Genomic DNA, 26,739 nt, shown 5'->3' on the forward strand with positions numbered 1-26,739 from the left:
GGACCTGAATGAACACTATCCCGTCACAATTTCGACGCAATAACAAAATGTTTGCAATGCAAACTTATAAGTAATTGTGTGATCACTTTGCCGCACTTCAATAAACGCAAGGCGAAACAGTGTGTTGTGAAGGGCTGATATATTACAAATCGTTCATGTTTGTAGTTCTGAAATACCTAATTGATCAGGCCGCATTTAGGACTTTTCAGGAAATCCTCCATCAGCCCCAGGCTCTGCTCCTGCCACTCTACATGCCACGGCAAGGTGTGCCACATGCCCTTGATTTCGGTGTATTGCACATCCTTGCCAGCCGCTTTCATGGCTGCATAAAACATGCGGGAATGCTCGGTATCGGCCTGGCGGTCGTGGTCTCCGTGGAACAGCAGGATCGGTATATTGGCCTTGTCGACATTCTTCAGCGGATCCATGCCATCGACCGTATGGCCCTGGATATCCCGCTGAACATGACTACCTCCCCACAGATTACCGATGCGTTGCAGGCTGGAAACACCTGCACCGGCAATGGCACATTTGTAAGGACTGTTTGGCCGCACACTGGCAGCGATGGCCGCGAAACCGCCATAGGAATATCCCATGATCGCCATGCGCTTCGGATCAGCAACACCGCGCGACACCATATGCGGCTGCATCATCATTATCGTCCGACATCTTCAGGCCCCACTCGTTATCCCCGGCCTTCCACAACTTGTCTCCCCAACCTTCCGAGCCACGATACTGGGGCTGGATGACGGCGATGCCGCGGGTAGCAAAGAACTGCGGCCAACCAGTCATGTCCCAGGTCTGTTCGTCGCGCGCCCAGGGGCCGCCATGCGGCAGGACGATCAACGGCACCGGTCCCTGATCGGGCGTCCAGCCCGGCGGATAGGTGATGAAGGCCGGAATTTCAAGGCCGTCGCGCGCCTTGTAGGTCACGAATTCCGGTTTACCCAGCGTCTTTAGATCGATCCAAGGTTTGGCGCCCCCCAATGATTGCAGCTTGCCATTCTTGTAAAGGTAATATTGTGGTGGAAAGTCCGGGGATTCAACCTCAACAACCGCCATCTGATAAGTGTCGCGGTTGATGGTCAGGTGTACATTTTTACCAGTAAAGCTGGCTTCTATCGATTTTTGCGCCGCCGCCCATTTCGGATCAAGGTAGCTGACAATGGTATCCGGCCCCTCGACCGCAACCGCGAAGATGTCCGTTTTCTTGTTGGCACGGTCAATGGCGAAGCTGACCTTGTTGATATCGTACTTGTCATTGGCAAACAGAGGCTCCGCCGAGAACGCCTGCGCTTTAATATCGTAATCATAGATGGCACTGTGATCACCGTTTATATTGGTCGAAATCACCAATTGATTTGGGTCGGTGTCAAAACCCAGGATAGTAATGTTTTTGCGGTCGGCCACCTTGTAACTCAATGGCGCATGATAGACCCACTGACCACTAGCCCTATCCTTGATATAGACCTTATACCAGTATTCGCCACTCACGGCGTCTATCTGTTCTCTTATCATCGGTTCGCCGGTATTGAGATCGACGCCGGCCGCCAAATAGTTGAATTCAGTCGAGCCCAGGGCGACGGTTCGCGTCTTGCCAGTCTTAGTATCCAGTTCAAATATTTTCTGGGCAAAATCATCGGGATTGACCGTTTCCATCAGCACCTTGCTGTTATCATAGAGATTCCGGTTGAAAATGGTTGCCGAGATGCCACGCTCCAGGGAATCGCGCACGTCCTTATTGAGTGTGCCCGTCATCTTGAAGGGCTCCTCGATCTTGCGGCCTTCGAGGTCGGAATAGTAGAGCTTGTTGGTAAAGGTCGGCTTGCCGTCACCACCGGTAATCGGCTGTTCGGTGATGAAATATATCTTGTCGTTACTGAAGAAATCGACCGCGATAATGCGCTGGGTCTTAGAGGGTATCCACACCGGCTTCTGACTAAGGTCGTCTGTATTCCAGATCGAAATGACCGGCCATTGCTGGTCCTTTACCGCAATCAGAGCCGCAATATGCTTACCGTCCGGCGAAATGGTTACGCCCGTCAGTTCGTCATAACGCGCCAGGTCGTCGATCGACACAGGCTTGGCCGGCGGCGTATAGGCGGCGTGAGCAATGCCGATAGCCCCTGCCATCAGCCCAACCGACACGGCAGCGACGGCGGTGGATTTCAGCAGGGTTTTAAGAGGATTGAATGATACGCGTGTCATGGGGCAGCGCTCCGGTAAATTTTGCAACAAACTGGCCATGATGCAAAGCCGCCGTCAACCCGTTTGTGGCGGATTGACGGCGCTTTCATGTCACCTTACCAATTTGTAATGCGCCCTGCGCCTATTGGCTTTTCGTAAAAACCCAAGTCGTTTTGCCGGGCACCACGACTTTGAGCCTGCCGCCTTCGCTGGCCACCGCTGCGGCCGGCACCTCTCCCACCACATGCAGGGACTGGATAAACCGCCCCTCCCCCACAGTGGCGCTCAAGGCTTGCGGCACATCGGAGAGATTGACCAGCACCGCCACCTCATCATCAGGCCCTGTGCGCGTGAAAACCAGGGCCGGATCGCCGGCCTTCGACTGCACCGTCATTTCACCCGTGCCGAAGACCGGATGATCACGGCGGAGCGTATAAAGCGCGCGGTAGTATTCGAGCAGCGAATGGGGATCACCCGCCTCGATCGCCACATTCTGGCTGGCGACATTGATCGCCACGTCGCGGTAAGGCCTACCCGTGGTAAAACCTGCCGTGCGTGGGTAGCCGGTCCAGCTCATCGGCGACCTGATACCGGGATCGTTGAATACGCCGCCATTGCTCATGCCGATTTCCTCACCGTAATAGGCAAACGGCGTGGCCGAGGCCAGGATTGAGATGGCGGCGGAGAGTTTGTAATCCGCCGGATCATTGACACCAAACTGGTTCATCAGCCGGTCACCGACATAAGCGTCATGGCTTTGCAGGGCCAGCGGCATCAAATCCCGATTGGGATTGGCAAGTTGCCTGACCAGTGGCGCCTGTAGTGCGTCCTTTTTCGCGCTGTCGATAATCGATCCCTGCACGCCATAGGCAAAGGCGCTGCACGCCTTGACATACATGTCCGCCCCTTCCGAGGCTTCGCAGATCATGTAGCGGTTATCGTATTCATCGAGCGTTTCCCGCAGCTTCGCCACGATGCCCGGATTGGCGGTGTTGTTGAAATAGGCTTTCGGGCCGTCCTCGATCAGCATGGTGACGGCATCCAGCCGAAAGCCATCCACGCCCTTGTTCATCCAGAAACGCATGGTGTCCTGAAGATAGGTGATCACCTTCGGGTTCTTCAGATTCATGTCCGGCATGGAATCCGAGAAGACGCCATAATAGAGCCCGACCCCACCGGGCACGATCTTCGTCACCGGTTTCCAGGGATCATTATAATAGGCGCCGCTGACCCCGCGCATCTTTTGATTATACCAGCCAGGGTTTTTATCTGCGAAGACATACCAGTCGCGGTATGGGCTGGCCTTCGATTTCGCCGCATCCTGGAAAATGGCATTGCCGCTACCGGAGTGATTGACGACGAAATCGAGAATAACGCCAATGCCGCGCTTGTGGGCTTCCTGCACGAAGCGCTCGAAGTCCGCCATGGTGCCGTAATCCGGATTGACGGCGCGATAATCATTGACGGCATAGCCGTGGTCGCCGTCCTGGCTGGGCATCATCGGCATCAGCCAGATACCGGTTACGCCGAGATCGTGCAGATAATCGAGCTGCGAGGTCAGGCCGTTGAAGTCGCCCACCCCATCACCGTCGCTGTCCTTGTAGGAGCGGACGAAGATTTCCATGAAGGCGGCGGTTTTGTTCCAGTCCTTCGGCAGGGCGCTGGCCTTGGCCTCAACGGCCACGGGCGAGACATCAATCTGCGCCTGAGCGGCGCCCGCCAGGGCCAGTATGGATACGGCGGCGCATAGCGCGATACGCTTCAAAGACATGATTCAGCTCCCTTTATTTTATTCTGTGCCGGCAAGGTGGCACCTCGCCCGCGGCTTGGGAAGCTGAATACGTATGCGGAAATTATTGCTCCATGACGCGGACATCGCGCCAATTGGGCTGGAACGACCAGACCTTGGCGCCGTGAGCGGTAATGACTATACGATGCTCACCCCGCCATTTGACCGACAGGCTGACCGGTTTCTGAGGATTTGACGCATCGAAGATTGCCACAGCCGTCCGGCCATTCATCAGCCCCTCCGTGCGGCGCAGAAAGACCTCCTGTACTGGTGAGCCCCACACACAATCCTTGTTGATGACTTCCGCCTGATAATGACCGGTCGGTGAGTCAATCGTATCGACAGGCTCTTCCGTACACAGGCCGATGCGATTGCAGCCCGACAGGATCAGGCTGCTGCCGGCAATAAGGATAAATCTGAAGACCAGGGCAAACATTGGCGTTGCATCGTTTCCCGCACGGCAATAGTTGCCGCTCAGGTAAACTTACGCCTCAAGGGTTAATATTTTCCACATCTGTGGAAATGTGACACACGCCCCCTGATGCCAATTTACACATTCCTTGCAAGTAAAGGGAAAGCCCGCATTTTCAAACTATTCCCACGGCCGCATCCTCCTGTGGATAAAGGAGCGCACGCCATGGATATCTACGCCTATATCGTCCGCGATCATCGCAAACTGTCTGGCCTGATGGATGACCTGATGTCGATCCGGTTGCCCGCGGTCAGACAAACCCTTTTCGATCAGATCAAAACCGAGCTGTCCGCGCACAGCGATTCCGAGGAGCGCACCTTCTATGCCGCCCTTGAACACGCCATCCCGACCCAGGAAATGAACGACAAACTCGAACATTCAGAGCACGAGCACCATGAAATAAAGGCTTTGCTCCATGTGCTGGACCGGTTGTCGATCAGCAGCGAGGAATGGATGGAAAAGTTCGGCGAGCTGAAATTCGCTGTCGAGCATCACGTTGCCAAGGAGGAAGGCGAGATATTCCCCCGCGCCAAGGAAGCCATTTCCCCGCTCGACGCCCATCGCCTGGCCCTGCAGATGGATGCGCTGAAACAGCAAATCCTGGCGGGGCATGACAATGAGACCGTCATCTATTTATAGACAGGCCGGCGCACTCTCACGGATCACGCCGCGGGCTTGGCAAACATCTTCGCCAGTGCCCAGTAACTGACGGCTGCGATAAAGAAGGCCGGCAGGGTGGCGCCGATCGCCGGCAGCAGGCTGAGGAAATAGTAGTAGGTGGCGACGCCGGCCGCCCAGGCAGCGAATGCGTTGACATGCACGCCATAAGTGAAACGATAAACGCCGCTGACGCGGCTAATGTCGAGCACCGCCACCTGGCGCTTGCGAATGAGGAAATGATCGACCAGCAGCACGCCATAGAGCGGCGTGAACACCGAGCCGATCATGTAAAGGAAGCTCATGAATTCGGCCATCGGCACAAACAGCGCGATCAGCGTACAGAGGACACCGAAACCGATCACCAGGTGACGAATGCGGAAGTGCAGCAATGATCCCAGAGAGGTCGCCGCCGAGAAGATATCGGCGAAGACATTGTCCGTCTCGTCGATCAGGATCAGCAGCAGGGCCAGTCCGCCGCCGGTGGTGGCCAGGGCCGACAGCAGGAGTTGATCCGGATTGCCGGCCGCCATCAGGGCATAGGCGGCGCCCAGCGCGAAGAACCAGATATTGGCCAGCAGATAGCCGAGGGTAGAGCCCTTGAAAACCGCGCCGGGAGACTTGCCGAAGCGGGCATAGTCGGCGATCAGGGGCAGCCACGACAGCGGCATGGCGATGACGAGATCGATGCCGCCGCCCAGAGACAACGAACCATCGCCCTTGCGCGCAAAAGCCTCCGCCAGATTATGGTCGGCCAATAAGGCATATGTCATCCAGGCCGCGCCGGCCAGCAGCAGCCAGATACCCCAGAGGCGCAGGAAGCGACGGACAAAGCTGAGCGGCCCCATCACCGCCAGGCCGGTGGCGGCAACGCCGAAAAGGAGCGTCCACAGGACCGGCAGAGTAAAATGGAAGGTGTTGGTGGAAAGTGTATTGGCCGCGTCGCGCATGGCAATGATCTCGAACGCGCCCCAACCGACCAACTGGATAACATTGAGGATCGCCGCCACCGATGCGCCGCGCACACCCAGCGTCGGCCTTAGCGCCCCCATAGTCGACAGGCCGGTATCGGCCCCGACCACGCCCGCCAGCCCCAGCAGCACAGCGCCTGCTACGCTGCCGATGACGATAGCCAGCAAGCCTTCGGCCAGCGACAGGCCCGGCACGAGATAGGCGCCCGCCTGAAGCACCAGCAGGCCGATACCCAGCGAAAACCACAACGAGAAGGCGTCACGCGAAGTCAGGCTGCGTTTTTCAGCCGCAACCGGCACGAGCGGGTCATAGGCGTCCTGGTCGGAAATATCTGTCATCTGGGCAAGCTTCTGGAATCAAATAAAGCTTATCCATAACAGAGCCCGAAAGTTCCGCCTATCGGTTCCCGCCGATCAGATCGCCCAAGCCGCCGAGCACCGAGCCTTCACCCCGATTAGGGCCTGCGCCGCCGATCGCGGCGCCGATGCGCCCGGCAAGGCGCGCAAACGGCAGGGACTGTATCCAAACCTTGCCCGGACCGGTCAGGCGCGCGAAAAACACCCCTTCCCCGCCGAACAGCATGGATTTCACCCCGCCGGCCTGGATCAGGTCGAAATCGACCGTATCGGTAAAAGCCGCCACGCAGCCCGTATCGACGTGCAGTTCCTCGCCGGCCTTCAGTTCGCGCTCGATCACCATGCCGCCGAACTGGACGAATACCCAGCCATCGCCTTCGAGCTTCTGCATGATGAAGCCCTCGCCGCCGAACAGACCGGTCATGACCCGCTTCTGGAAGGCGATGCCAAGCGACACCCCCTTGGCGGCACAGAGGAAGGCGTCTTTCTGGCAGATCAGCCGGCCGCCGACATCCGACAGCTTGATCGGCACGATGGCGCCCGGCACCGGCGCCGAAAACGCCACACGCGCCTTGTCGCGGCCATTATGGGTGAATACGGTCGTAAACAGGCTCTCGCCGGTGATCAGTCGCTTGCCGGCGCCAAGCAACGCCCCCATGAAGCCGCCGCCCTGCGCGCCGGAACCATCGCCGAATACGGTGGTCATGCCGACGCTGGCATCCTTCCATACCATGGCGCCGGCTTCGGCAATGGCGCTTTCGCCTGGATCAAGTTCGATTTCGACGAATTGCAGTTCCTGGCCCTTGATCTCGAAATCGATATCGTCGGCAATGCCGGACTGGCGGTGATGGGTGACGGGAACGGACGGCAGCATGAAAACCTCTCTGGTGACAATTGCAGAAGATGTAGCGATGCCCGCGCCGATGTGAAGGGACTTTGCAACAGGAAGTGCTGATGCAACGATACTTCGTTGTAAACCTTGCCGAAACGCCGCCCGTGCAGTAGGTTTCCTGAAGCGTTCAGAAACACACGCCTTTCGAGACATTTACGTCATTGTCGGACCGGTAAATCCGGGTGGCCGGGGAAGCTATGCCCATGATTTCGAGTTCCAGATTACCTCTGGTCCTGCTTTTGCTGTCGCTGGCGTGCGCCTCCCTTTCGGCCTGTGGAAACACCCGCAGCCCCCCGGAAGACGTGGTTAAAAATCCCGCCTCCGGAATGGCCTTCGCCCGCGCCACCCTCGGCAAGATGCCCGATGCGGCCCGCCAGGCGTTCAGGGACAAGCTCAAGGCGGAGAATGAGCGGCTTGGCGCCGAACTGAAGACCATCCTGACATCCGGCGAGTCTGGACAGCTCGGCCGCCTGGCGGTCTTTGCCCAGGCGCGCAAGGCCAATCTCCAGGAACTGACACGCCGGATATCCATCGAGAATGGCCTGCTGGCGCAGATCGACCCCGAACACGTCAATTACAGCGGGACCGATCCCAACAGCGCCCTCTCCCACGCTCAGGAAATAACCACTCACCGTACCGTTATCGCCCAGGCGGTGCTGATGGCAGGCGTTGAGCAAAGATATCTGCGCCGTGTGCTGTCGGTCAGTCCAGTGCTGCGGGAGGCCAGTCAGCGGCAGGACGATGCGCAAGGGTCGGCAACCGCGCCGTCAGCCAATGTCGGCACCATTCCCTACTATATCGACGAGATGAGGAAGGAACCCTGCCTTTTCATCTCGCCCGACGCCACCCCGCCTGCCCCCATCTCCCTCCGCGGCATCGAACTCGGCATGAACCGTCGCAAGGTCATTGACACCCTGTGTGCCTCGGAAAACGGCGAGGTCCGCATCCAGGTCCAGGCGGTCGGCCAGACCTACACCCCCGGCAGCGTGGAAATCGGCGCCCGCCTGCTGGCCTGGGAAGCTTACCGGAAAGGCGCCGCCTACAGCCTGGACTATCTCGGCGTCAATGCCTGGCTGGCCAATCCGGAAAACAGCGCCGAAATCCGCTCACTGGTGCGGCCCTACCTGAAAACCACCCGCTTCTGCCTGCATTGCACGGGCACCGGCCACGAAGACGAAAATCTCCTCAGCGTCGAATATGCGCCCGAAGGCACGGTGGCGGCGATCATTCACGCCCGCCGCTTCACCGACACCGCCTCTCCGGACGCCAATGGCAGCGCACCGCTGGTCGATCGCGCCAGTCCGCAGCCGATGAATGTCGTCCTCGACCCGCTGCGCAATCAGTTCGGCACGCCCTCCTTCGTTTTCCGCAACATGGTCGCGTGGGTTTATCCCGATGGCCAAACGCCGCTGCAACCGGAAGCCTGGTCCACGCAGCCTTCGCCGGACGGCCTGACGACAGGGGTACGGCTAAATGACGCCAACTTCACCGTCGCCACCCCGCTTGAGGCCGGCACGCCGGCCTTCATGACGATATATAAAGCCCTGTCGGCCCGGCCGACCCCGGCCACCTACTGCGTGTCGAAATACGCCTATGACGGTCTGGACAGCGCCTGGCCGCTGAAGGCGATTTATGCCGACCGCTATGGCGCCCGCCCTTACGACCCTTCGGCGGCGGCGCCCGGCGAAACAGACCATTGCGGCGTGGTCGTCTATGCCGTGATGGATGTGACCGCCAATGACAGGCGCGACATCTATGTCACCGACAGCACACCGGTTTACGGGCTTACGGTTACGATCATTAATACCACCCGTCTGGCGGATGTACACAAGCGTGAGGCCCAGACGGTCATCGACCGGATGAAGGCCCTGGCCGCCACAGCGCAATCGGCGAAGCCCGTCGACCTGCGCCACTGAACTTTCAGGCTTGTCCGCGCGCAGCGATCAGCCTATGCTCATCCGCAGTTCACCGGGGTGTCCGCGCGTAAAGGCGGGCTGAGACGAAGGTCTAGTCCTTCAAACCCGCCGAACCTGATCCGGGTCATGCCGGCGAAGGGAGTTGGATACGCTTACGGCCCTCAAGCAGCGATAGCGGCAGGGCAACTAAAATAAGCGCCCGCGATCTGCGCGCATGATCCCTCTTAATTTGCGAGGGACATAATGAATAAACCTGTTATCCAGAAGCCTATCAAGGTCGAGAACTCACCCATACCCGGCTCGCGCAAGGTCTATGAGCCGGGCGTCCGCTTCCCGGCACTCCGCGTGCCGTTCCGCGAGGTGGCGCTGCACGAAAGCGCCAATGAACCGCCGGTGACCATCTACGATTCCTCCGGCCCCTATACCGATGAAAACTTCACGCCGGATATCAGCAAGGGCCTGCCGCGCCTGCGCGAACAGTGGATTGTTGACCGCGGTGATGTCGAATATATCGAGGCCCGCGAAGTGAAGCCCGAAGATAACGGCAATGTCTCCGAAGGCGCACTGGCCCCGCAATTTCCCAACCTGCCCAAGGTGCTGCGCGCGAAAGACGGTAAGTCCGTAACGCAATACGAATACGCGCGGGCTGGCATCATCACGCCGGAGATGGAATATATCGCCATCCGTGAAAACCTGCGCCGGAAGGAACAGGCCGAAACGATCCGCGACGGCGAAGACTTCGGCGCCTCGATCCCCGACTATGTCACCCCGGAATTTGTCCGTGACGAAGTGGCGCGCGGCCGGGCCATCATCCCCGCCAATATCAACCACCCAGAAGTCGAGCCGATGATCATCGGCCGCAACTTCCTGGTCAAGATCAACGCCAATATCGGTAATTCGGCCGTCACCTCCTCGATGGAGGAGGAAGTCGAAAAGATGGTCTGGGCCATCCGCTGGGGCGCCGACAATGTCATGGACCTGTCGACCGGCCGCAATATCCACAATATCCGCGAATGGATCATCCGCAATTCGCCGGCGCCAATCGGCACCGTGCCGATCTATCAGGCGCTGGAAAAGGTCAACGGCGTGGCCGAAGACCTGACCTGGGAGGTCTACCGCGACACCCTGATCGAACAGGCCCAACAGGGCGTCGATTACTTCACCATCCATGCCGGTGTGCGTCTGGCCTATGTCCACCTGACCGCCAAGCGCGTGACCGGCATCGTGTCGCGCGGCGGCTCGATCATGGCCAAGTGGTGCCTAGCGCACCACAAGGAGAACTTCCTCTATACGCACTTCGAGGAAATCTGCGACATCATGCGCGCCTATGATGTGTCGTTTAGCTTAGGTGACGGCCTGCGTCCCGGCTCGATCGCCGACGCCAATGACGCCGCGCAGTTCGCCGAGCTGGATACCCTGGGTGAACTGACCAAGATCGCCTGGGCCAAGGGCGTTCAGGTCATGATCGAGGGCCCCGGCCACGTGCCGATGCACAAGATCAAGGCCAATATGGACAAGCAGCTCAAGGTCTGCGGCGAAGCGCCTTTTTACACCCTGGGGCCACTCACCACCGATATCGCGCCGGGCTATGACCACATTACGTCTGGTATCGGCGCGGCCATGATCGGCTGGTTTGGCACCTCGATGCTGTGCTATGTCACGCCGAAGGAGCACCTCGGCCTGCCCAACCGCGACGACGTGAAAACCGGCGTGATCACCTACAAGATCTCGGCCCATGCCGCCGATCTCGCCAAGGGCCATCCCGGCGCGCAAATGTGGGATGACGCCATGAGCCGCGCCCGGTTTGAATTCCGCTGGCAGGACCAGTTCAACCTGGCGCTCGACCCGGAAACCGCCCGCGCCTTCCACGACGAAACCCTGCCGAAGGAAGCCCACAAGACGGCGCATTTCTGCTCGATGTGCGGGCCAAAGTTCTGCTCGATGAAGATCAGTCAGGAGGTGCGGGACTATTCCGCCGCCATGACCGACAACAAACGGGCGGATATCGAAAATGGCATGGCGGATATGAGCCAGAAGTTCCGTGCCTTGGGTTCGGAAATCGACGTCCCTGCTGAGTAGCTGGGGCACGACTATAACGCGCTTGAGTAATGGGGTGTGGGGTCTGCGACCCCACACCTTTTAAGCTAAAAACCAAGCTCATGCTGAACTTGATCATCCACTCTTAGTATACCAACTAGAAGCCATTGGCTTTTACGTCTCGAATGAGTTCCAAAGGCAAGCCTCATTCCTTTATTGAGATAATCAGTCTCATATGTATTTTTCAAAGATTTAAGAGCTTCGTCTTCGCTACTGAGTTTTGCTCTGCGACGGAAAAAGGCAGTCGATGTTTCCCAGTCGTCACAAGTGTGGCTGTGCTCTGTTCCAGAATCGCTCTTCCATTTAAAGCTAAATTCATACGGGCAAGGTGTCAGCGGCTTTGCAGGCGCGTCAAAGAATGAAAATTGATTAGCTAAATCAGCATGTTTTCGTGCTTCATCCGTGAGTTCAGATTGGCTCTTCTTTTGCCATTTAAGCGTGAGCTCTTTTGGTTTTAAAAGCGTCAAGGTCTCATATCGAGATTCAGCTTCATGAAAATTTTCTCTCGTCATAATTCCTGCGAGGCGGGAACGTTCGCTTTGTCTCAAGCTGCTCGTGACCCTTATAGATTCGGGAACTACCTTCTGACTTTCCTTACGTCCGTCATGGCGAGGCGACGTATATTGGTATTTAAGCCAATCCCACCGCGCGAATTTTTGCGGTTCCTGTAAAATTCTAAAGGGGACAGGGTAAAGACGCCGCCACTTGTGGTCTCGTCCTACTCCCGCACAACAAACAGTTTCAGAATAACTGCTACTACGGTGAGGAACGGCCTTCACCAAAATTAGACATTCATCAGGCGATTGCTTTAACGTGCTCAAATTGTCGGACCCCCAAATGCTTGGCCTTTACACCAACCAAGGACTCGATCTTATCTGATACCAACCTGCGGTGGCAATACCTATAATCTCGCTCATAGCAGAGCAAACAAACATCCGCGTTTTGCATTTTTTCGATAATAATATCGATACACGCTGCCGCCTCTTCAGTTTCTAAAACTTTTTTATAAATATACTCAAATAAACGGAAATTTCCTGCTCTCGCGGCATCTCGCCCCTCCTTGGGATCGCCTAGAGCACGCAAATGAGTATAGCCGATACCAGCTTCGGCCAGTGCTGCATCTAAGCTTGATTTTGAAAATCCCGGCCGGCGCGACTGTGCCCTGTCACGAATGTCAATGACAAGTGTTACGCCGGTTTCAGCCAAGGTGCTCACAAAATCAGTCTGCGACACCCCCTCGTAACCAATAGTATTCAGCATTACACCCTCTCACAGACTCACTCATTAATTGCCTCATGATTGCAATAACTAACTCTTAAAGCCAGAGGGTAGTTATTAAATAGGCTTATTATATGGTGCTTCGGCTCTGCTCCACGCCTCAATGCGCCAACTCACCTTCACCACATAGCTGCGCAGACAACTTGTAATTTCGCCTGATAGGGTTTATATAACTTCCATCAACGCCGATATCTCCGGCGGCGCATAGAGCTTACGACCCCGCGCCCGGATTGAGTTTTCTCACATTATCCCCGTCGATCACCGCGCATTTATAAGCGGTGCATCCGGCTATTGAATTTCCAATTGCCTAACAAAAAAACAGACCGCCGGAAACGTCCCATGGATGAAACCGCCGGCAAAGGATTATTATGTATACCCAAACCAAAACCCAAATGGCGCATATGCGCCCCGACCTGCGTCTCGTGGCCCGCAAGGCTGCCAGAAATACGGACCTCGTCGCCCTGCCCGTCGGCTTCAGCCGCCGCGAATTGCAGCGCCTTGTCGCCGACATGATCGATTAGTCTTCCCCCCCACTCCACTCAATAAAAAAAAATGCCGTCCGGCAAACCGGGCGGCGTTTTTTCGTTTGGGTGGGAAGAGCGCGCCAACGCTCTTCCCTGTTTTCGTCCGGCCCGCGGCAACCCGGAGAGGAAGCTTTAGCCGGACAAAACCGGCTTAGTAGCTCAGGTCGAAACCGACGCGCACATAACGCGGCGTGTTGTAGTTGGTCGGCGTACCGTAGTTTTCGTCCTTCACGTAGGTGTTCGTCGTATCGTCGTAATCGCTGTCATAGGTGGTGTAGCGGGTCACGACGCTGTGCGTGTCGAACAGGTTGAAGATATCGGCGCGCAGGACCAGGTTGCCGCCCATGGCGTACTTGGCGGGAACCGTGTAGCGCATCGAGACGTCGATATTCTTGGTCCAGTCGGCCTTCAGGCCCTTGCCCTGCGGAGCCGGTTCGCCGCCGCAATAATGCGACACCGCGCCGTAGCCGAAGGCGTAGCCGTCATCGGCGTTCAGGCCGAGACAGGAGAAGCGTTCGGGCGACTGCACGATCACGTTCGCGCCCACCATGAAGGACGGCGTGAGCTGATAGGAACCCCACAGCTTGAAGGTATGGGTACGATCGCCGGCCAGCAGGCCGCCGGAATAGTTTTCCATACCGGGGGAATCCCAGCCGTAGGTGGCGCCGGCGTCATCCTGAACGGTGTTGCCGTACTCAGTAACCGTGCCGGAATAGTTACCCGACAGGCGCGAGTAGGTGTACGACCCTTGCAGGCCCCACTTGCCATCGAAGGCGCGCTTGAAATCGAAGGTCAGCGCCTGGTATTCGCGCTTCGCATCGTGGAAATGACCGAGCTGGTCGGCCGACAGCGTGATGACGCGCTGATCGGTTTCACCCGGCAGGGCCTTCTTCAGGCGGATGGTGGCGGAATGATCGCCAACGTTCCAGACATAGTAGTTGTTGGAAATTTCGCCGCTGGTGTACTGCGAGTCATCCAGGTTGTTGTCGTTGAGGTAGGTGATGATGGCGTCGGTGAAGTCCAGATCTTCCGAAACGTCCTTGGTCGAACGCAGGGTGCCGGTGACGCCGACCGTCCACAGGTCGTTGATCCTGTAGCTGGTGCCGAGGATCACTTCGTCGACATGCGTGGCCTTCAGGCCCTCAGCCGTCTTGGAGTTGGCGCCTTCCTGCTCGCCATTGCCGTAGACGTAGCAATAGTTACCGGAGACGTCGACGCCGGAGAAGCCCGGCGCGGAGCCAAGGTTCGAGGTCGGGCACGGCGCGTCATAATTTTTCTTCACGTAGGGCGTGCCAACGGATTGCGGCAGACCTGTGGTCGCATCGATCACCCAGCCGCCGGCCGGCGCGTTGAAGTATTCCTGATAGTACAGGTCCTTGCCACGGAAGCCCATGTTCATGGCCGGCGGAATGAAGTTCTTGCCGAACGAACCGAATATCTTCCACTGGCCTTCGCCCGTCGGATCCCAGGCGAAGCCGAGACGCGGCGCGACATTGCCATTCAGGTCCATATATTGCTGGCCCGACAGGTTGTACTGCTTGAAGGAGTCGTCACGCAGGCCGAACTGCAGGTTCAGGTTCCGGGTGACATCCCACGAATCCTGGATGTAGACCGCCTGGCCTTCCGACGACACATTGCCGCCAAGGTGTTCATAGATCACGTTCAGCAGGGTCTGGTCGGCCACACCGTCATTATTGGTGTCATAATCCCGGAAGCGGTACTGGACCGGCGAGCCACCGGTCAGGTCGGTCGTCTTGGTTTCCGAGTTCTTCTCGTGGTCGATGCCGAAGCGGACGTGGTGGTGACCCCAGGCGTCGAAGCGAATATCGCCATCGGCGCGCCAGAACTTGCGCTCCATGTCAACGACATTGATCGCAGAGTTGGGCTGGCCTGTGGAGATCACATTATAGCTGCCGTCCACGGCATAATGGCGGACATAATAGCTCGTCAGGTCGGTCGGCAGCAGGTTGTCGCGGTCTTTCATGTCGCCGACGGCGGCCGAGACCGAGAACCAGTCCGTCACCTTGCCGGCATAGTTCAGCACCCAGTTCTGGCCGCCCAGTTCCTCGTTCACGCCGGCCTGGTAGGCGCCGATGGTGTCCGTTGCAGGATCATAGGCGTACTGGCTCGACTTGTCGGTGTTGGTGGTGTCGAAATAGGTCAGCGAGACGTGCTGGGTCGGGGTGATGTAGCCGTCCAGCTTCAGGCCCAGGAACGGGTCGGTGTTCTTGGTTTTGGTGTAGGTATTGGTGTTGAGGCCCGCCTTGGTGTCGGCATAGTCGTTGAACTGGTACAGACCGTAGGCGAACAGGCGATCCTTGATGATCGGGCCGCCGGCTTCCACCGACAGCGAGTTGTTCTGAACGCTGGTGAACTTGCCGCGATAGTCATAGGTATCGAGCTGGTCGTTGCGCAGGGTCGTCGGCTGGTAGTTACCATGGACCGCGAACATGAAGGTATTGGTGCCCGACTTGGTGGTGGCGTTGACCACGCCGCCGGTGGCGCGGCCGAATTCAGCGGCGTAACCGCCGGTCTTGACTTCGACGGTCTTGTAGAAGTCGAACGGCACGCGGGCGGACGACACATAGGTGTCCGGATTGGTGATGTTCAGGCCGTCGATATAGTAGGCGTTTTCAGCCACCGAGCCGCCGCCGAACGAGGCCACGGCGCGGTCGCCGGTGCCGAAGCCGGGATTGCCCATGGTGACGGTCGGGGCCAGCATGGTCACGGCGGTCAGGTTGCGGGCGATCGGCTGCTGCGAGGTCAGAGTATCGAGGTCAACCGTCAGGCCCGTGGTGGTCTTGGTGAAGTCCTGGCGAACGCGCTTGCCCTTGACGACGATCGTTTGCGTGGCGCCGGTCGTATTCAGGGCGGCGTCGATGCGCACTTCCTGCGAGATAACGACGCTGACGGTGGCTTCATACTTATCGTAGCCCGGCGCCTCGACGACGACGGTGTAGTCACCCGGCTGCAGGCCGGTGGCTGAGAAAGAGCCGGCGGCGGTCGAGGTTAAAGTGCGTGACTGGTTCTGACCGACCGAGGTCAGGGTGACGGTGGCGCCGGCCACGGGTGCACCACTGCTGTCAGAAACCGAGCCGATAAGCGCACCCGAGGTGTAATCCTGCGCCTGGGCCACGGTCGGGGCGAGGACAATTGCCGTCACAGGCAGAACCAGCCCGGCAAGGGCCGCGCCACACAGGGTCGTGGTCATCATCAGACCGCCCCGAATGGACTTCGTCTTCAAAAACTTCATAAAATTGCTCCGGGATACCGCCGGCTGGGTCATGAGCGACGCAACCGAAGAGTCCCTAAAGCGCCCATGTCGCAAATTCGTCAAATTAAAGTACAAAAAAATACAATTTCAACCGAAACATGTTGCAGTAAAAATACACATTGTGTCGAATATTTACAATAACGACGCTATACGAACTATATTTGGCCAAATTTAAAATAATTACGCTATTTTTTGATATTTAAAAACAACGTTATTTACATTATTTAAAAACCCATATTCAAAAATTTACTAACATTGTTATTTTATACATCTTTAACAAAAAAGAAAAAACAATCTGACTCCAAAGAAAGTCTCACGTGATAGGTAATTACAGCCGCTGAATACCGCAATGTGCGGCTAATGGGTTGGGAAATCATATATTATAAGGTGTCAGCGCGCCCCGAAGTGGCGGCCGTGGCTGCGCGGATGCAGGATCATCAATATGCGCGGCGCTTCGGGATTGTGCGGCAAGGGCGAACCGCACTCCGCATAGAGCCACTCGCCCACCGCAAAGATGAGCGGTTTCAGGCGCTTCTGTATCACCAGTTGCGGACGCAAATCGCCCTCAAGCTCTACCCAGCAGCAATCAATCAGCCTGTCCATAGGCAATTGGGCCATACGCCTTTACTCACCGCGGCCCGGCATTTCTCCTGCCGGTCCACGCACAAAACCCGCCTTCTGGTGAGTTGGTCAATCGTGTTCAAGCTTTGTTCCGAAAGCCACACGACTGTCAATTCACAAATGCTTTTCCGCATTCGGCATGGCTTTCTTATGCCGCTGCGGGCATTTCTGGCGGCATGGCACGCACATCCTCCTACCTGAACCCCTTCGCCCTGTGGACCGACCTGGCCATGCAGACCATCGGCATGATGCTGGCCTCGGCCGAGGTCATCAGCCACCGCACGACACGCATGGCGAACGCGTCCAGACCACCCAGCGCCAAGGATGCCGCCGAGTTCACCCTGATGGGGCAGGAAAAGATGGAGGCCGTTACGGAATCGATGCAGGCCGCCGGCATGGCGATGATGGCCTTTAGCCCGTTCGCGGCGATGAAGATGTTCAATGAAATGGCGGCCGTCCAGGCTGACATTTTCCACCTCGCTACCAGTTCGAGCCTGCCGATGGCGATCTCACGCAACCAGAAACTTGGCCGGTCAATGCGCCGGGCCGCCAACAGCGTGGCCAGCCTGTCTGACCAGACGGCTAATGGGGCGCTTGATACGCTCAAGCCGATCCATTCACGCGCCACGGCCAATGCCAGACGGCTGGGCAAAAGCTGACCGTCCAATATGTTGCGATTGGAAGCCGGAAGTGATGACGCAAGGTCAGAGAACCTTGCTATGCTGGCGGCAATCATAACACTGCCACGGCCCTGACATGAAATCCCCGCACGACCATACCCTGAGGCAGCCCCTCAGCGACCTGATGCACGAACGCACATTGCCGATATACAAGACACCCGTCGCGGTGCGGAGCTGGGTCTACCTTGTCAGCGACGGTCAGCGCCAGGCGGAAACCGACTGGATCAACAGCCTCGAAGCCGGTGATGCGGATCGCTGGCGGCTGGCGCAGTCCGACGAGACCAGTGGCCGCATCTGGGAGCGCCATGGCGAATTTTCGACCTGGCTGAAATACGACACGGACATTTCGCTTTCGGCGGCCACAAAGGCTGATCTTGGCTTCTGCCGGATCCGCACGGCTGATTTTGACTGGCTGACCGGCGCGCCGGGCGAGGTCTTCCGCAGCGTCGAAATCTCAGTGTTGCCCTATGAACCCAAACCGGCGCAGTTGCAGAAGGTCATAGACCTGACCCAGGCGGTGTGTTGCGACGTATTTGACGGCGCCGCACGCATCTGGTCGGATTTCCGGATGCACGAGGGCGGTGCCGGCCGCATCTATGTGCAGGACAAGGGGCTTAAGAACGACGAGGCTTCGCGCCTGCTGCAAACCCTGATCGAGATCGGCCATTACCGTAAGCTGGCCCTGCTCGGCTTCCCGGTGGCGCGCACTTTGATGGGCTGGCTAAAGGACGCCGAAGCCCGCCTGGCCGGCCTGACCTCCGATATGGCCAGCCAGAGCGCTTCGCAGGAACAACTGCTCGAACGCCTGATGGCGCTCTCGGCGGAGGTTGAAGAGCGCGTCAATGCCGTCCGCTTCCGCCAGGGCGCCACAGACGCCTATGCCCGCCTGGCAGAAGACCGGCTGATCAGTTTGCGAGAAACCCGCGTGGCCGGTTTTTCGACCATGCAGGAATTCATCGAACGCCGGTTGCAACCGGCCATGCGGACCTGCGAGGCAGCGTCACGGCGGCTGGACGATATTTCGGCGCGCATCGGCCGGGTCAGTGACCTGCTGCGGGCGCGGATATCGATCTCTCTGGAAGTACAGAACCAAAGCCTGCTCAAGAGCATGAATGTTCGCGCCAAACTTCAGATGAAACTGTCCGGACTGGTCGAAGGGCTGTCGGTCTTCGCCGTTGGCTACTATATCTTCAGTCTGGTCAAATACATGATCGATCCCTTGCTCGATCCGCACCTGGCGCATCTGCTCTACGGACCGATCATCGCGGTGATCCTCATCCTGGCGTGGCTGTTCATCCACCACCGCAAGAAAAGCATCGGCCATTCGGAAACATAGGCTTTTGTCCTTCCCCTTCCCCCTGGCAGCCGATAAAGGAAGGCCCAACCTCCTCCGCCTGAGAAATATGAGTCGATGTCCCATCCTGAATTACTGAGCGGCCTGGCCGATATTGCCGACCAGTATGACGCTGTTTTCTGCGATATCTGGGGCGTCATCCACAACGGCCGTCAGCACTTCCCGACCGCCTACGAGGCCCTGCGCGAATTCAAGGCGAAGCACGGCCCGGTCATCCTGATCTCCAATTCGCCGCGCCCGCGCGACAACCTGATCGAACAACTGGCCAGCACGGGAATCCTTTCAGACGGCTTCTCTGATGTGGTGTCCTCAGGTGACGCCACGCGCGAATATCTGCGTAAGTTCGCCACGCAAGGTGCCGGCTGGAAACTCGGCCCCGAACGCGACAATGTCATCTATGAAGACATCGATATCGATCTTTCCGGCACGCCCGAAACAGCGGCGTTCATTTCCTGCACCGGCCCGTTCGATGATGAAAATGACGTGCTGGAGCAATACCAGCACGCCTTTACCCTCGCCGCCGGGCGCAAGGTCGTCATGATCTGCGCCAATCCGGACAAGGTGGTGCAGCGTGGTGACAAGATCATCATGTGCGCCGGTTCGCTGGCCGATCTCTACGCATCGCTCGGCGGACCGGTCATCATGGCCGGCAAGCCCTACGCACCGATCTATGACCTGTGCTATTCAGCGCTGGAAAAGATCACCGGCAAGCCGCATGACAAGTCGCGCATCCTGGCCATCGGCGACGGCCTGCCGACGGATGTACTGGGCGCCAACGGCCAGGGGACTCGATCTTTTGTTCATCGCTGCTGGTATCCATGCCGCAGAGGCCACCAATGCCGAAGGCGTGCTCGATCCGCTGCTGCTCAAGGCCGTGCTTGATACAGAGATGGCCAATGCGAAATACGTCGCCGATGCCCTGAGATGGAAGGCTTAAAGTACCTTCCGGTAAACGATGAAGCCTGAGCGCTGCGCCACCTTGTCGTAGAGCTTTTGCGCCGTGCGGTTGGTTTCGTGCGTATGCCAGTAAATCCGCGATGTGCCAGCCTGCCGTGCCGCTTCATATACGGCTTCGATGAGGCCGCGCGCTATCCCCCTGCCCGCGGTACGCCTCCAGGGTATACAGATCCTGCATATAGCAACTCATCTCGATCGCCGAAGTCGAACGATGAAAGAGATAGTGCGCCAGTCCGGCGATTATGCCGTCCTTTATCGCCACAACAGCCGATATCGGCTCCGCCGGATCAAGAAAGCGTGCCCAGGCTGTTTCAGTCACGATATCCGGCAGGGCGGTGGCGCCGGAGCGGCCATAAAAGGCATTATAGGCCAGCCAGAGCGGCAGCCACTGCGCATAGTCTTCCGGCACGACCGGGCGAATGAGAAAATCGGACATGGCCCGTCATAACACTCCCCGCCGAAAAGCAAAACGCCCGGCAGCCATGCGGCCACCGGGCGTCTTCACCATCACAAATGTCTTGTCATCAGCGTCTTGCCGCGCTTCGTGACCGCTTTGCTTATATCGGTTTAGTCGAACAGGGCGTCGATATCGTCCTGCGAATTGGTCTTGCCCATGTCCTCGGCGGGAATATCGAACAGAGCGTCGATATCGTCCTGCGAATTGCTTTCAGCGGCTTCCGGTGCGGCGGCCTGGGGCGCTGTTGCGGCAACTGGGGCCGGAGCGGGAGCCGGTTTTGGTGCCGGGGCAGGCTGTGGCTTCGGCTCGGGGGCTTTGGCAGCGGGCGCGGGCGTTGGCGGCGCAGCAGGCTTGGGCGCAGGTGCCGGAGAAGGTGCCGGTGCCTTGGCAGCCAGGGCGTCGGCCTTTACCGGAGCTTCGTCGAAACCCGAATCGAACATGGCGTCGATGGCATCCTGCTTGGTTTCCGGACCACCAATGGCCGGGCCGTTGAGCAGCAGATCGTGGCGTCGCTTTTCTTCAGCGGTCATTTCCTGTGGCGTCGAATCCTCGACCCCAAGGGTATTGGCCAGCTTGCCGACGCGCTCCTCAATCTGCTTCAGGACGTTCACGACTTTCGACACGCGCTGGCCGGTGATGTCCTGGAACGAGCAGGCTTCAAAAATCTTCATGACCTCGTCATCGACCGCGGCCTTGTAGGCATTGGCGTCGCCGCCAAACTGGTCGATCGAGAAGCCCATCATGGCCTCAGCCGAATTCATGATGTTGTGGGTGGCGTTTTCGGTATCGCGGGTAATGGCTTCGAGTTCCGCGCCGGCGGTCGGGATGCGTTCCTGCGAAATGTCGTGAGGACGCATTTCGCGGATTTCTTCTTTCGCCTTGGCGATATAGCCGGCAATGACGCTGAATTCTTCCGAGCGGCGCTTGTCCAGTTGCTGGAAGAAGCCGCGCATCAGGGCCACGAGCGCCTCGGATTGCTGCATCAGGTTGATGAGCTTGGGCTCAAGCTCGCCGACCATGGCGGGATCAAACCCTTCCGGCGCGTAACCTTCGTCTGATTTTGATGCTGGCAGGGCCATTGTAATCCTACTTTTTAGACGAGACGTGTCTTTGAGAGACGGTTTAGCACGCGCCAGGGCTTAGAAGTCGCCGAGAACGGCGGTGATCTTTTGCTTGAGAGTCGCCGCATTGAAAGGTTTAACAATGTAATTGTTAACGCCGGCTTTCTTCGCCGCAATGACGTTTTCCGTCTTGCTCTCGGCCGTAACCATGATGAACGGCGTGCGCTTCAGGCCGTCATCGGCGCGAACCTTGAGCAGCAGTTCGTAACCCGTCATCGGCTCCATGTTCCAGTCGGAGATGACCAGGCCATAGGAGCTCTTCTTCATCTTGTCGAGCGCTTCGGTGCCGTCTGAGGCTTCCTCAACATTCTCAAAACCAAGCTGCTTCAGCAGATTGGAAATAATACGCAGCATGGTCTTGTAATCATCAACTACCAAGACCGGCATGGACATATCGATGGCCATGTAACGCCCCACTTTTTTCTAAGCGAGCCCTGCAATGTGCAGGCCCTTCCTTTGTACGTGACCAGAATAGGGGCGAGACGATAAAATCCGGTTAAGAGCGTTTGCAAATTTTATCATTATATTTCAACGATATATCCTCTATTAACCACGATTTATGGTGAAAATTCCAGCGCGGATTTCATTTTTTGTCCCGCTTCGGCACGTTTTTTCTGGCTCAAACGCCGCCGGGCTCGCCGCACTGTGCTCAAGCAGCGGAGCGTTAGCACACTCCTTAAGCGGCGACGGGCCTTGCCCTTGCCGGATATCTCCACAGCGATATCCGGAATGTTTCGGGGAAAAAATGCCTTGGCAGCCGTATCGGTGTGAACTAGAGCAGGAAACATGACCCAAGATACTTTCAAAGCCTACTATCTCGACGAACTGTCCATCGACCAGACCGCCTCACGCGTCTTTACAATCGATGACGCGGCCATCCGCGCCTTCGCCGATGTCTCGACCGACCATAACCCGGTCCATGTCGATGAGGATTTCGCCGCGAAATCGCCGTTCAAGGGCCGGATCGCCCACGGCATGTTGCTGGGCGCCTATATCTCGGCCACCCCTGGCCACGGACCTGCCCGGCCGCGGATCAATCTATGTGTCGCAGACGCTCGACTTCAAACGCGCCGTCCGTCCGGGTGATGAAGTGACGATCGAGGTGACAATCAAGGCGATCGACCTGAAATCCGGCCATGTGACACTTTCGACCCTTGCCAAGGTGCGCAACAAGACCATGTTAAGCGGAACCGCCGTGGTTATCGCCCCCAAGAGACCTGCCTGAACAAGAGACCAGCATAGTCAAGTGACCGCCCTCCTGCCCCGCTCCATCAAGGTCATCACGCTTGGCGTGGATGCCGGTCACGGCCTGCAAGCCGATGCGCCCCTGCCCGCTAGCGCCAGCGCAGCGATCGGTAGTTTTGATGGTGTACATATAGGCCATCAGCATGTGATCGAATCGGCCATCGCGGCGGCAAAGGCCCAGGGTGTCCCATCGGCAGTCATCTGCTTCGATCCGCACCCGCAGAGCTTCTTCCATAAAGACGGCAAGCCTTTCCGGCTGATGCATCTGTCACAGCAATTGCGCGCCTTTGAAGCGCTCGGCGTCGACTATGCCTTTGTCCTCAGCTTCGACGCCAACCTGTCTTCCCTGACGGCTGAAGACTTCGCCCGCCTGATCCTGCGCGACTATCTCAAGCTTAGCCACGTCTCCGCCGGGTTCGACTTCCAGTTCGGCAAACGCGGGGGCGGCCATGCGAAGGACCTGGTGGCCTTTGGCGAACAGTTGGGCTTCACCACCGATATCCTGCCCTGCCAGACCGACGCTGAAGGTCACAAGCTATCCTCCTCGGCGGTACGCGACGCCCTGCTGGCGGGCGATGCGAAACTGGCGGCGGAAATCCTCGGCCACCCGCAAGCCTATCTTGGCGAGGTCATTCATGGCGCCAAGCAGGGCCGCACCATCGATTTTCCGACCCTGAACCTGATGCTGGGTGACTACCAGCGCCCGCGTTACGGCATTTATATCACTGAGACCACCCTGCCCGATGGCCGCGCGATCAATGGTGTAAGCAATATCGGCGTGCGCCCCACGGTCGGCGGCGATATCGAACTGCTTGAAACCTATCTCTTCGATTTCAGCGAGGAGATTTACGGCCAGGTGGTGGAAACCGCCCTGCTCGACTTTATCCGTCCGGAGGCGAAGTTCGCCTCCTTCGATGAAATGAAGCTGGAAATTCAAAACGACGCTGCCAAGGCGCGAGCTTATTTCGCCAAACCTTAGTCAACTCCCCAGCGTACGGCTTGCCCCACCAACCATTATACTATAGTGGGGTATACTATGGGACATATCCGTAAGAACAAGAACGCGCTCACTGCCCGCGTCCGCCGCATTACCGGTCAGATGGCCGCTGTTGAAAAAGCACTGAAGGGCGATGCCGGCTGCTCGGACATCCTCCAGCAGGTGGCCGCGGTCCGCGGCGCCATCAACGGCTTGATGGACGAACTGATTGCCGACCATCTGAAAGAGCACGTGGCCGCGCCCGACCTGACGCCCGCTGAACGCACCGAGGGTGCGGAAGACCTCATAGCCATTATTCGCCGTTACGCAAAGTAGACCTCCATGACCACGCCTCACGATCACGTCTTCCTGGGCCGCGCCCATGATGAAAACGCTCGCCGTACCCTGTGGGTGGTTGGCCTGACCGCCGTCATGATGGTGGGCGAAATCGCCGCCGGTTATGTGACCGGCTCCATGGCGCTGCTGGCCGACGGCTTCCATATGGCGACGCACGCTGGAGCGCTCGGCGTCGCCGCGGCGGCCTATGCCTATGCTCGAAAACACGCTTCCAATCGTCGCTTCAGCTTCGGCACCGGCAAGGTCGGCGATCTGGCCGGTTTCGCCTCGGCCCTGGTGCTCGGCCTGGTGGCTCTGGGCATAGCGGGCGAATCGATCTGGCGACTCTTCCAGCCGATCCACGTGGCATTTGTCGAGGCCACCTGGATTGCCGTGCTTGGCCTGATCGTCAATGTCGCCAGCGTATTCCTGCTGTCCGGCGGGCATCATCATCACCACGGGCACTCTGACGGCTACGATCACCACCACGACGATCATGACCATCATCACGATCATGGCGGGCAGGATAACAATCTGAAATCAGCCTATATGCATGTATTGGCCGATGCCCTCACCTCGGTCCTGGCCATCACCGCCCTGCTGGCGGGCCGCTTCCTCGGATGGATTTGGCTCGATCCGGTGATGGGCATTGTCGGCGGTATCGTTATCGGTCGCTGGTCGTGGTCGCTGATGCGGGAGACCGCCGCTATCCTGCTCGATACCACCGATCGCCATGTCGCCGAAGAGGTTCAGGACCTTGTGGAAGCGCCCGGCGATACACGGCTGGTCGATCTGCACGTCTGGCGCATCGGTCCCGACGCCCACGCCGCCATTGTCAGCGTCAGCGGCACGGCCGATCACGCCATGATCCGCGACCGGTTGAAGCCCGTCCATGAACTGGCGCACCTGACGGTCGAAACTTGGTAATCACAAACGTCTGACCGGCTGGCGCAGGATAGTGCGCAGCTTGGCGGGTTCAGTTTTACGCGGATCGCTAAGATAGATTTCATGGTGCTTGCCGGTCTCGACCAAACCATTGGCCGGCAGCCAGTCCTCATGCAGACGCTTGAGCACCGGCCCTTCGTCATCATAAGGGCCGATATGCAGGATCTGCGCGCTTAAGCCCTCTTCCAAACGTTCCAGGCGCACCTTTTCCAGCCCCGGCAAGCCTTTCTTCATTACCACCTCGCTGAGCGCGGCGCACAGGTGGCTTTTCTCGATCCAGTCCGGTTGCAGGATCATCATGGTCCATGACCATTTCGATTTTTCGCGCGTGACGAAGCTGTTCATGTCCTTCGCCCACCACTGACCTTCCAGCGGCCCGACCACATAGTCCCGGTCAAACGCCCGTTTGCTCATGAATTTCAGCGTGTAGGAGAGCGAATAGAGCGCCTCGATGGCCTGAGCGTATTCCGGCGCGATGTTTGGATCGCCCTTGCCGTCGAACATCAGATATTGCAAGGGCGGCACCTCGACGAGCGCAAAGTCCTTCACGGGCGCACTATAAAGCGGTTTATATTCCACTTTCAGATCGATCTTGCTCAATTTGCAGCCTCCTGTTTCCGCCAATCTATCTGCGGTTAATGCCAGAAACTGCCAGCAGGCTTTCACGGCATATTTTGACTCTGGCCGCATTTGCGTTAACCTCAATTAACGACTGTCTGGTGGGGGTGTCAGAATGCGTGTCATCAAGCTTGTGTTTTGCGGCCTAACAGCCCTGTGTCTGTCCGTCATTGCTTCGACCGCCAGCGCCATGGGCGGTTATAATGACTGCGATTTCGCCGATCTTCACCGCTTTGAAACCCCCGGCCTGACTTTCATCGCCGGCAAGATCACGAAAAGCACGTCCTTCAAACCGGCAGCCTTGTTCGAGGCCGGCGCGCCATGCGTCGGGTTGGAAGCTTCGATATGCGCCGGCCCCGCCAATGACACCATCGCCCGCAACCAGCCGGTCATTATCGCCTTCACCCGCGCCGGCTCGGCCTGCATTGTCTTTCAACAGGGCGCCGATATCCGTTCCGGCTGGGTTGATCTGGCGCGTATCAATACAAAAAAAGCCAGGCCGATCACGTTCGCCAACTGGCAAGGCGCCTGGCACGCCGACGCGAACCGCACGAAAGCCGACATCACCGTCATGAGCGTGGCGGACTTTTCCAGCAAATATCAGGCCCAGCAGACCCATCCGGATCCGGAATCGATTTACGCGCTGCTTACCTATGATCCGGCGAAACGTGCCGGCCTGACAGCCCAAAGCGTCGGCCTGACGGGTTATGCGGCCTACACCTTCGATACGATCGGCGGCACCGACACCCACCTTGGCATGTTCACTGCCACCACCGACTTTAATGGCCCGGTTCTGCTGTATGATGAAGCCGCCGAGGACCACCATGAGGACCGCGACACAGACTGCCTCGTCGTCATGCTCAATTTCGGCGATACGCTCGCCGTCACCGACCAGGGCCGCTGCGGCGGCGAGAGCGTGCGCTTCAACGGCACTTTCAGCCGCACCAAGGCGCAATATCGCTAGGCAAGTCTGTATGGCTCTGTTAAAGCCGGAACCATGATGATGTCGGGGCTT

24 protein-coding genes, 2 pseudogenes and 1 riboswitch are annotated in these 26,739 nt (G+C 58.1%); of the genes and pseudogenes, 12 read left to right on the forward strand and 14 right to left on the reverse strand.

The genetic code is table 11. From position 1 onward, the window contains the following. Positions 1-176: 176 nt before the first annotated feature. The 4 genes from NVV72_19715 to NVV72_19730 form a co-directional block, all read right to left on the reverse strand. On the reverse strand, positions 177-653 hold the full coding sequence (locus NVV72_19715; protein MCR6661434.1) for a prolyl oligopeptidase family serine peptidase: 477 nt from the start codon (positions 651-653) through the stop codon (positions 177-179). After that, the gene (locus NVV72_19720; protein ID MCR6661435.1) at positions 616-2,208 is read right to left on the reverse strand and encodes a S9 family peptidase; all 1,593 of its coding nucleotides are present in this window, start codon (positions 2,206-2,208) and stop codon (positions 616-618) included. Before NVV72_19720 ends, NVV72_19715 begins: the two co-directional genes overlap by 38 nt. A gap of 121 nt (positions 2,209-2,329) precedes the next feature. Beyond that, entirely contained in the window at positions 2,330-3,958 is a 1,629-nt protein-coding gene (locus tag NVV72_19725; GenBank protein MCR6661436.1) for an alpha-amylase family glycosyl hydrolase, read from the reverse strand. Between the two features lie 82 nt (positions 3,959-4,040). Next, the gene (locus NVV72_19730; GenBank protein ID MCR6661437.1) at positions 4,041-4,412 is read right to left on the reverse strand and encodes a hypothetical protein; all 372 of its coding nucleotides are present in this window, start codon (positions 4,410-4,412) and stop codon (positions 4,041-4,043) included. Positions 4,413-4,613: 201 nt separating this feature from the next. Here NVV72_19730 and NVV72_19735 point away from each other — a divergent pair, with 201 nt between their 5' ends. Beyond that, the gene (locus NVV72_19735; protein ID MCR6661438.1) at positions 4,614-5,087 is read left to right on the forward strand and encodes a hemerythrin domain-containing protein; all 474 of its coding nucleotides are present in this window, start codon (positions 4,614-4,616) and stop codon (positions 5,085-5,087) included. 23 nt (positions 5,088-5,110) lie between these two features. Here the strand turns inward: NVV72_19735 and cytX are convergent, their stop codons facing one another. Next, positions 5,111-6,415 (reverse strand): putative hydroxymethylpyrimidine transporter CytX, encoded by a 1,305-nt coding sequence (cytX, locus tag NVV72_19740; protein ID MCR6661439.1) that lies wholly within the window; start codon positions 6,413-6,415, stop codon positions 5,111-5,113. 58 nt (positions 6,416-6,473) lie between these two features. After that, entirely contained in the window at positions 6,474-7,307 is an 834-nt protein-coding gene (locus NVV72_19745) for a TIGR00266 family protein (GenBank protein MCR6661440.1), read from the reverse strand. 221 nt (positions 7,308-7,528) lie between these two features. Between NVV72_19745 and NVV72_19750 the strand changes: the two genes are divergently transcribed. Next, entirely contained in the window at positions 7,529-9,241 is a 1,713-nt protein-coding gene (locus tag NVV72_19750) for a hypothetical protein (protein MCR6661441.1), read from the forward strand. A gap of 43 nt (positions 9,242-9,284) precedes the next feature. Then, positions 9,285-9,399: riboswitch (TPP riboswitch) on the forward strand. An 85-nt stretch (positions 9,400-9,484) separates the two neighbouring features. Beyond that, complete coding sequence (thiC, locus tag NVV72_19755) at positions 9,485-11,320, forward strand: phosphomethylpyrimidine synthase ThiC (GenBank protein MCR6661442.1); 1,836 nt, start codon at positions 9,485-9,487, stop codon at positions 11,318-11,320. Positions 11,321-11,385: 65 nt separating this feature from the next. Here thiC and NVV72_19760 read toward each other — a convergent pair whose 3' ends face one another. Both NVV72_19760 and NVV72_19765 read right to left on the reverse strand, forming a co-directional pair. Then, entirely contained in the window at positions 11,386-11,850 is a 465-nt protein-coding gene (locus tag NVV72_19760; GenBank protein ID MCR6661443.1) for a hypothetical protein, read from the reverse strand. Between the two features lie 283 nt (positions 11,851-12,133). Beyond that, positions 12,134-12,598, reverse strand: a complete 465-nt coding sequence (locus NVV72_19765; protein ID MCR6661444.1) for a DUF488 domain-containing protein — start codon at positions 12,596-12,598, stop codon at positions 12,134-12,136. A gap of 386 nt (positions 12,599-12,984) precedes the next feature. Between NVV72_19765 and NVV72_19770 the strand changes: the two genes are divergently transcribed. After that, positions 12,985-13,137 (forward strand): hypothetical protein, encoded by a 153-nt coding sequence (locus tag NVV72_19770; GenBank protein MCR6661445.1) that lies wholly within the window; start codon positions 12,985-12,987, stop codon positions 13,135-13,137. Positions 13,138-13,291: 154 nt separating this feature from the next. Here the strand turns inward: NVV72_19770 and NVV72_19775 are convergent, their stop codons facing one another. After that, on the reverse strand, positions 13,292-16,393 hold the full coding sequence (locus NVV72_19775; GenBank protein MCR6661446.1) for a carboxypeptidase regulatory-like domain-containing protein: 3,102 nt from the start codon (positions 16,391-16,393) through the stop codon (positions 13,292-13,294). 411 nt (positions 16,394-16,804) lie between these two features. Further along, positions 16,805-17,032 (reverse strand): hypothetical protein, encoded by a 228-nt coding sequence (locus tag NVV72_19780; protein ID MCR6661447.1) that lies wholly within the window; start codon positions 17,030-17,032, stop codon positions 16,805-16,807. Positions 17,033-17,211: 179 nt separating this feature from the next. On the opposite strand from NVV72_19780, the gene NVV72_19785 reads away from it, so the two are divergent. The 3 genes and pseudogenes from NVV72_19785 (at position 17,212) to NVV72_19795 (ending at position 20,006) form a co-directional block, all read left to right on the forward strand. After that, entirely contained in the window at positions 17,212-17,694 is a 483-nt protein-coding gene (locus NVV72_19785; protein ID MCR6661448.1) for a hypothetical protein, read from the forward strand. Between the two features lie 97 nt (positions 17,695-17,791). Beyond that, the gene (locus NVV72_19790) at positions 17,792-19,051 is read left to right on the forward strand and encodes a DUF3422 domain-containing protein (GenBank protein MCR6661449.1); all 1,260 of its coding nucleotides are present in this window, start codon (positions 17,792-17,794) and stop codon (positions 19,049-19,051) included. A 75-nt stretch (positions 19,052-19,126) separates the two neighbouring features. Further along, positions 19,127-20,006 (forward strand): annotated as a pseudogene (locus NVV72_19795) (TIGR01459 family HAD-type hydrolase). Positions 20,007-20,129: 123 nt separating this feature from the next. Here NVV72_19795 and NVV72_19800 read toward each other — a convergent pair. From NVV72_19800 to NVV72_19810, 3 genes are all read right to left on the reverse strand, one after another. Further along, positions 20,130-20,462, reverse strand: coding sequence for a GNAT family N-acetyltransferase (locus tag NVV72_19800; protein ID MCR6661450.1), 333 nt, complete (start codon positions 20,460-20,462; stop codon positions 20,130-20,132). Positions 20,463-20,593: 131 nt separating this feature from the next. Continuing rightward, positions 20,594-21,562: a protein phosphatase CheZ gene (locus NVV72_19805; protein ID MCR6661451.1), complete on the reverse strand. Its 969-nt coding sequence runs from the start codon at positions 21,560-21,562 to the stop codon at positions 20,594-20,596. Between the two features lie 60 nt (positions 21,563-21,622). Next, positions 21,623-22,009, reverse strand: coding sequence for a response regulator (locus tag NVV72_19810; GenBank protein ID MCR6661452.1), 387 nt, complete (start codon positions 22,007-22,009; stop codon positions 21,623-21,625). Positions 22,010-22,390: 381 nt separating this feature from the next. On the opposite strand from NVV72_19810, the pseudogene NVV72_19815 reads away from it, so the two are divergent. From NVV72_19815 to dmeF, 4 genes and pseudogenes are all read left to right on the forward strand, one after another. After that, a pseudogene (locus NVV72_19815) lies at positions 22,391-22,829 on the forward strand (MaoC family dehydratase). 21 nt (positions 22,830-22,850) lie between these two features. Beyond that, positions 22,851-23,828 (forward strand): riboflavin biosynthesis protein RibF, encoded by a 978-nt coding sequence (ribF, locus tag NVV72_19820; GenBank protein MCR6661453.1) that lies wholly within the window; start codon positions 22,851-22,853, stop codon positions 23,826-23,828. A gap of 57 nt (positions 23,829-23,885) precedes the next feature. Continuing rightward, positions 23,886-24,161: a metal/formaldehyde-sensitive transcriptional repressor gene (locus tag NVV72_19825; GenBank protein MCR6661454.1), complete on the forward strand. Its 276-nt coding sequence runs from the start codon at positions 23,886-23,888 to the stop codon at positions 24,159-24,161. A gap of 6 nt (positions 24,162-24,167) precedes the next feature. Beyond that, a complete protein-coding gene (gene dmeF, locus NVV72_19830) occupies positions 24,168-25,088 on the forward strand; it encodes a CDF family Co(II)/Ni(II) efflux transporter DmeF (protein ID MCR6661455.1) in 921 nt (306 codons plus the stop codon). Here dmeF and NVV72_19835 read toward each other — a convergent pair whose 3' ends face one another. Continuing rightward, the gene (locus NVV72_19835; protein MCR6661456.1) at positions 25,089-25,706 is read right to left on the reverse strand and encodes a GyrI-like domain-containing protein; all 618 of its coding nucleotides are present in this window, start codon (positions 25,704-25,706) and stop codon (positions 25,089-25,091) included. A 133-nt stretch (positions 25,707-25,839) separates the two neighbouring features. Here NVV72_19835 and NVV72_19840 point away from each other — a divergent pair, with 133 nt between their 5' ends. Next, positions 25,840-26,688: a hypothetical protein gene (locus NVV72_19840; protein ID MCR6661457.1), complete on the forward strand. Its 849-nt coding sequence runs from the start codon at positions 25,840-25,842 to the stop codon at positions 26,686-26,688. Positions 26,689-26,739 lie beyond the last annotated feature (51 nt).

The sequence above is a fragment of the Asticcacaulis sp. genome (assembly GCA_024707255.1).
Lineage (GTDB): Bacteria > Pseudomonadota > Alphaproteobacteria > Caulobacterales > Caulobacteraceae > Asticcacaulis.

Coding starts and splice junctions, on each gene's coding strand:
- NVV72_19715 (MCR6661434.1), bottom strand. CDS start 653: ATGATGCAGCCGCATATGGTGTCGCGCGGTGTTGCTGATCCGAAGCGC.
- NVV72_19720 (MCR6661435.1), bottom strand. CDS start 2,208: ATGACACGCGTATCATTCAATCCTCTTAAAACCCTGCTGAAATCCACC.
- NVV72_19725 (MCR6661436.1), bottom strand. CDS start 3,958: ATGTCTTTGAAGCGTATCGCGCTATGCGCCGCCGTATCCATACTGGCC.
- NVV72_19730 (MCR6661437.1), bottom strand. CDS start 4,412: ATGTTTGCCCTGGTCTTCAGATTTATCCTTATTGCCGGCAGCAGCCTG.
- NVV72_19735 (MCR6661438.1), top strand. CDS start 4,614: ATGGATATCTACGCCTATATCGTCCGCGATCATCGCAAACTGTCTGGC.
- cytX (MCR6661439.1), bottom strand. CDS start 6,415: ATGACAGATATTTCCGACCAGGACGCCTATGACCCGCTCGTGCCGGTT.
- NVV72_19745 (MCR6661440.1), bottom strand. CDS start 7,307: ATGCTGCCGTCCGTTCCCGTCACCCATCACCGCCAGTCCGGCATTGCC.
- NVV72_19750 (MCR6661441.1), top strand. CDS start 7,529: ATGATTTCGAGTTCCAGATTACCTCTGGTCCTGCTTTTGCTGTCGCTG.
- thiC (MCR6661442.1), top strand. CDS start 9,485: ATGAATAAACCTGTTATCCAGAAGCCTATCAAGGTCGAGAACTCACCC.
- NVV72_19760 (MCR6661443.1), bottom strand. CDS start 11,850: ATGACGAGAGAAAATTTTCATGAAGCTGAATCTCGATATGAGACCTTG.
- NVV72_19765 (MCR6661444.1), bottom strand. CDS start 12,598: ATGCTGAATACTATTGGTTACGAGGGGGTGTCGCAGACTGATTTTGTG.
- NVV72_19770 (MCR6661445.1), top strand. CDS start 12,985: ATGTATACCCAAACCAAAACCCAAATGGCGCATATGCGCCCCGACCTG.
- NVV72_19775 (MCR6661446.1), bottom strand. CDS start 16,393: ATGAAGTTTTTGAAGACGAAGTCCATTCGGGGCGGTCTGATGATGACC.
- NVV72_19780 (MCR6661447.1), bottom strand. CDS start 17,032: ATGGCCCAATTGCCTATGGACAGGCTGATTGATTGCTGCTGGGTAGAG.
- NVV72_19785 (MCR6661448.1), top strand. CDS start 17,212: ATGGCACGCACATCCTCCTACCTGAACCCCTTCGCCCTGTGGACCGAC.
- NVV72_19790 (MCR6661449.1), top strand. CDS start 17,792: ATGAAATCCCCGCACGACCATACCCTGAGGCAGCCCCTCAGCGACCTG.
- NVV72_19800 (MCR6661450.1), bottom strand. CDS start 20,462: ATGTCCGATTTTCTCATTCGCCCGGTCGTGCCGGAAGACTATGCGCAG.
- NVV72_19805 (MCR6661451.1), bottom strand. CDS start 21,562: ATGGCCCTGCCAGCATCAAAATCAGACGAAGGTTACGCGCCGGAAGGG.
- NVV72_19810 (MCR6661452.1), bottom strand. CDS start 22,009: ATGGCCATCGATATGTCCATGCCGGTCTTGGTAGTTGATGATTACAAG.
- NVV72_19825 (MCR6661454.1), top strand. CDS start 23,886: ATGGGACATATCCGTAAGAACAAGAACGCGCTCACTGCCCGCGTCCGC.
- dmeF (MCR6661455.1), top strand. CDS start 24,168: ATGACCACGCCTCACGATCACGTCTTCCTGGGCCGCGCCCATGATGAA.
- NVV72_19840 (MCR6661457.1), top strand. CDS start 25,840: ATGCGTGTCATCAAGCTTGTGTTTTGCGGCCTAACAGCCCTGTGTCTG.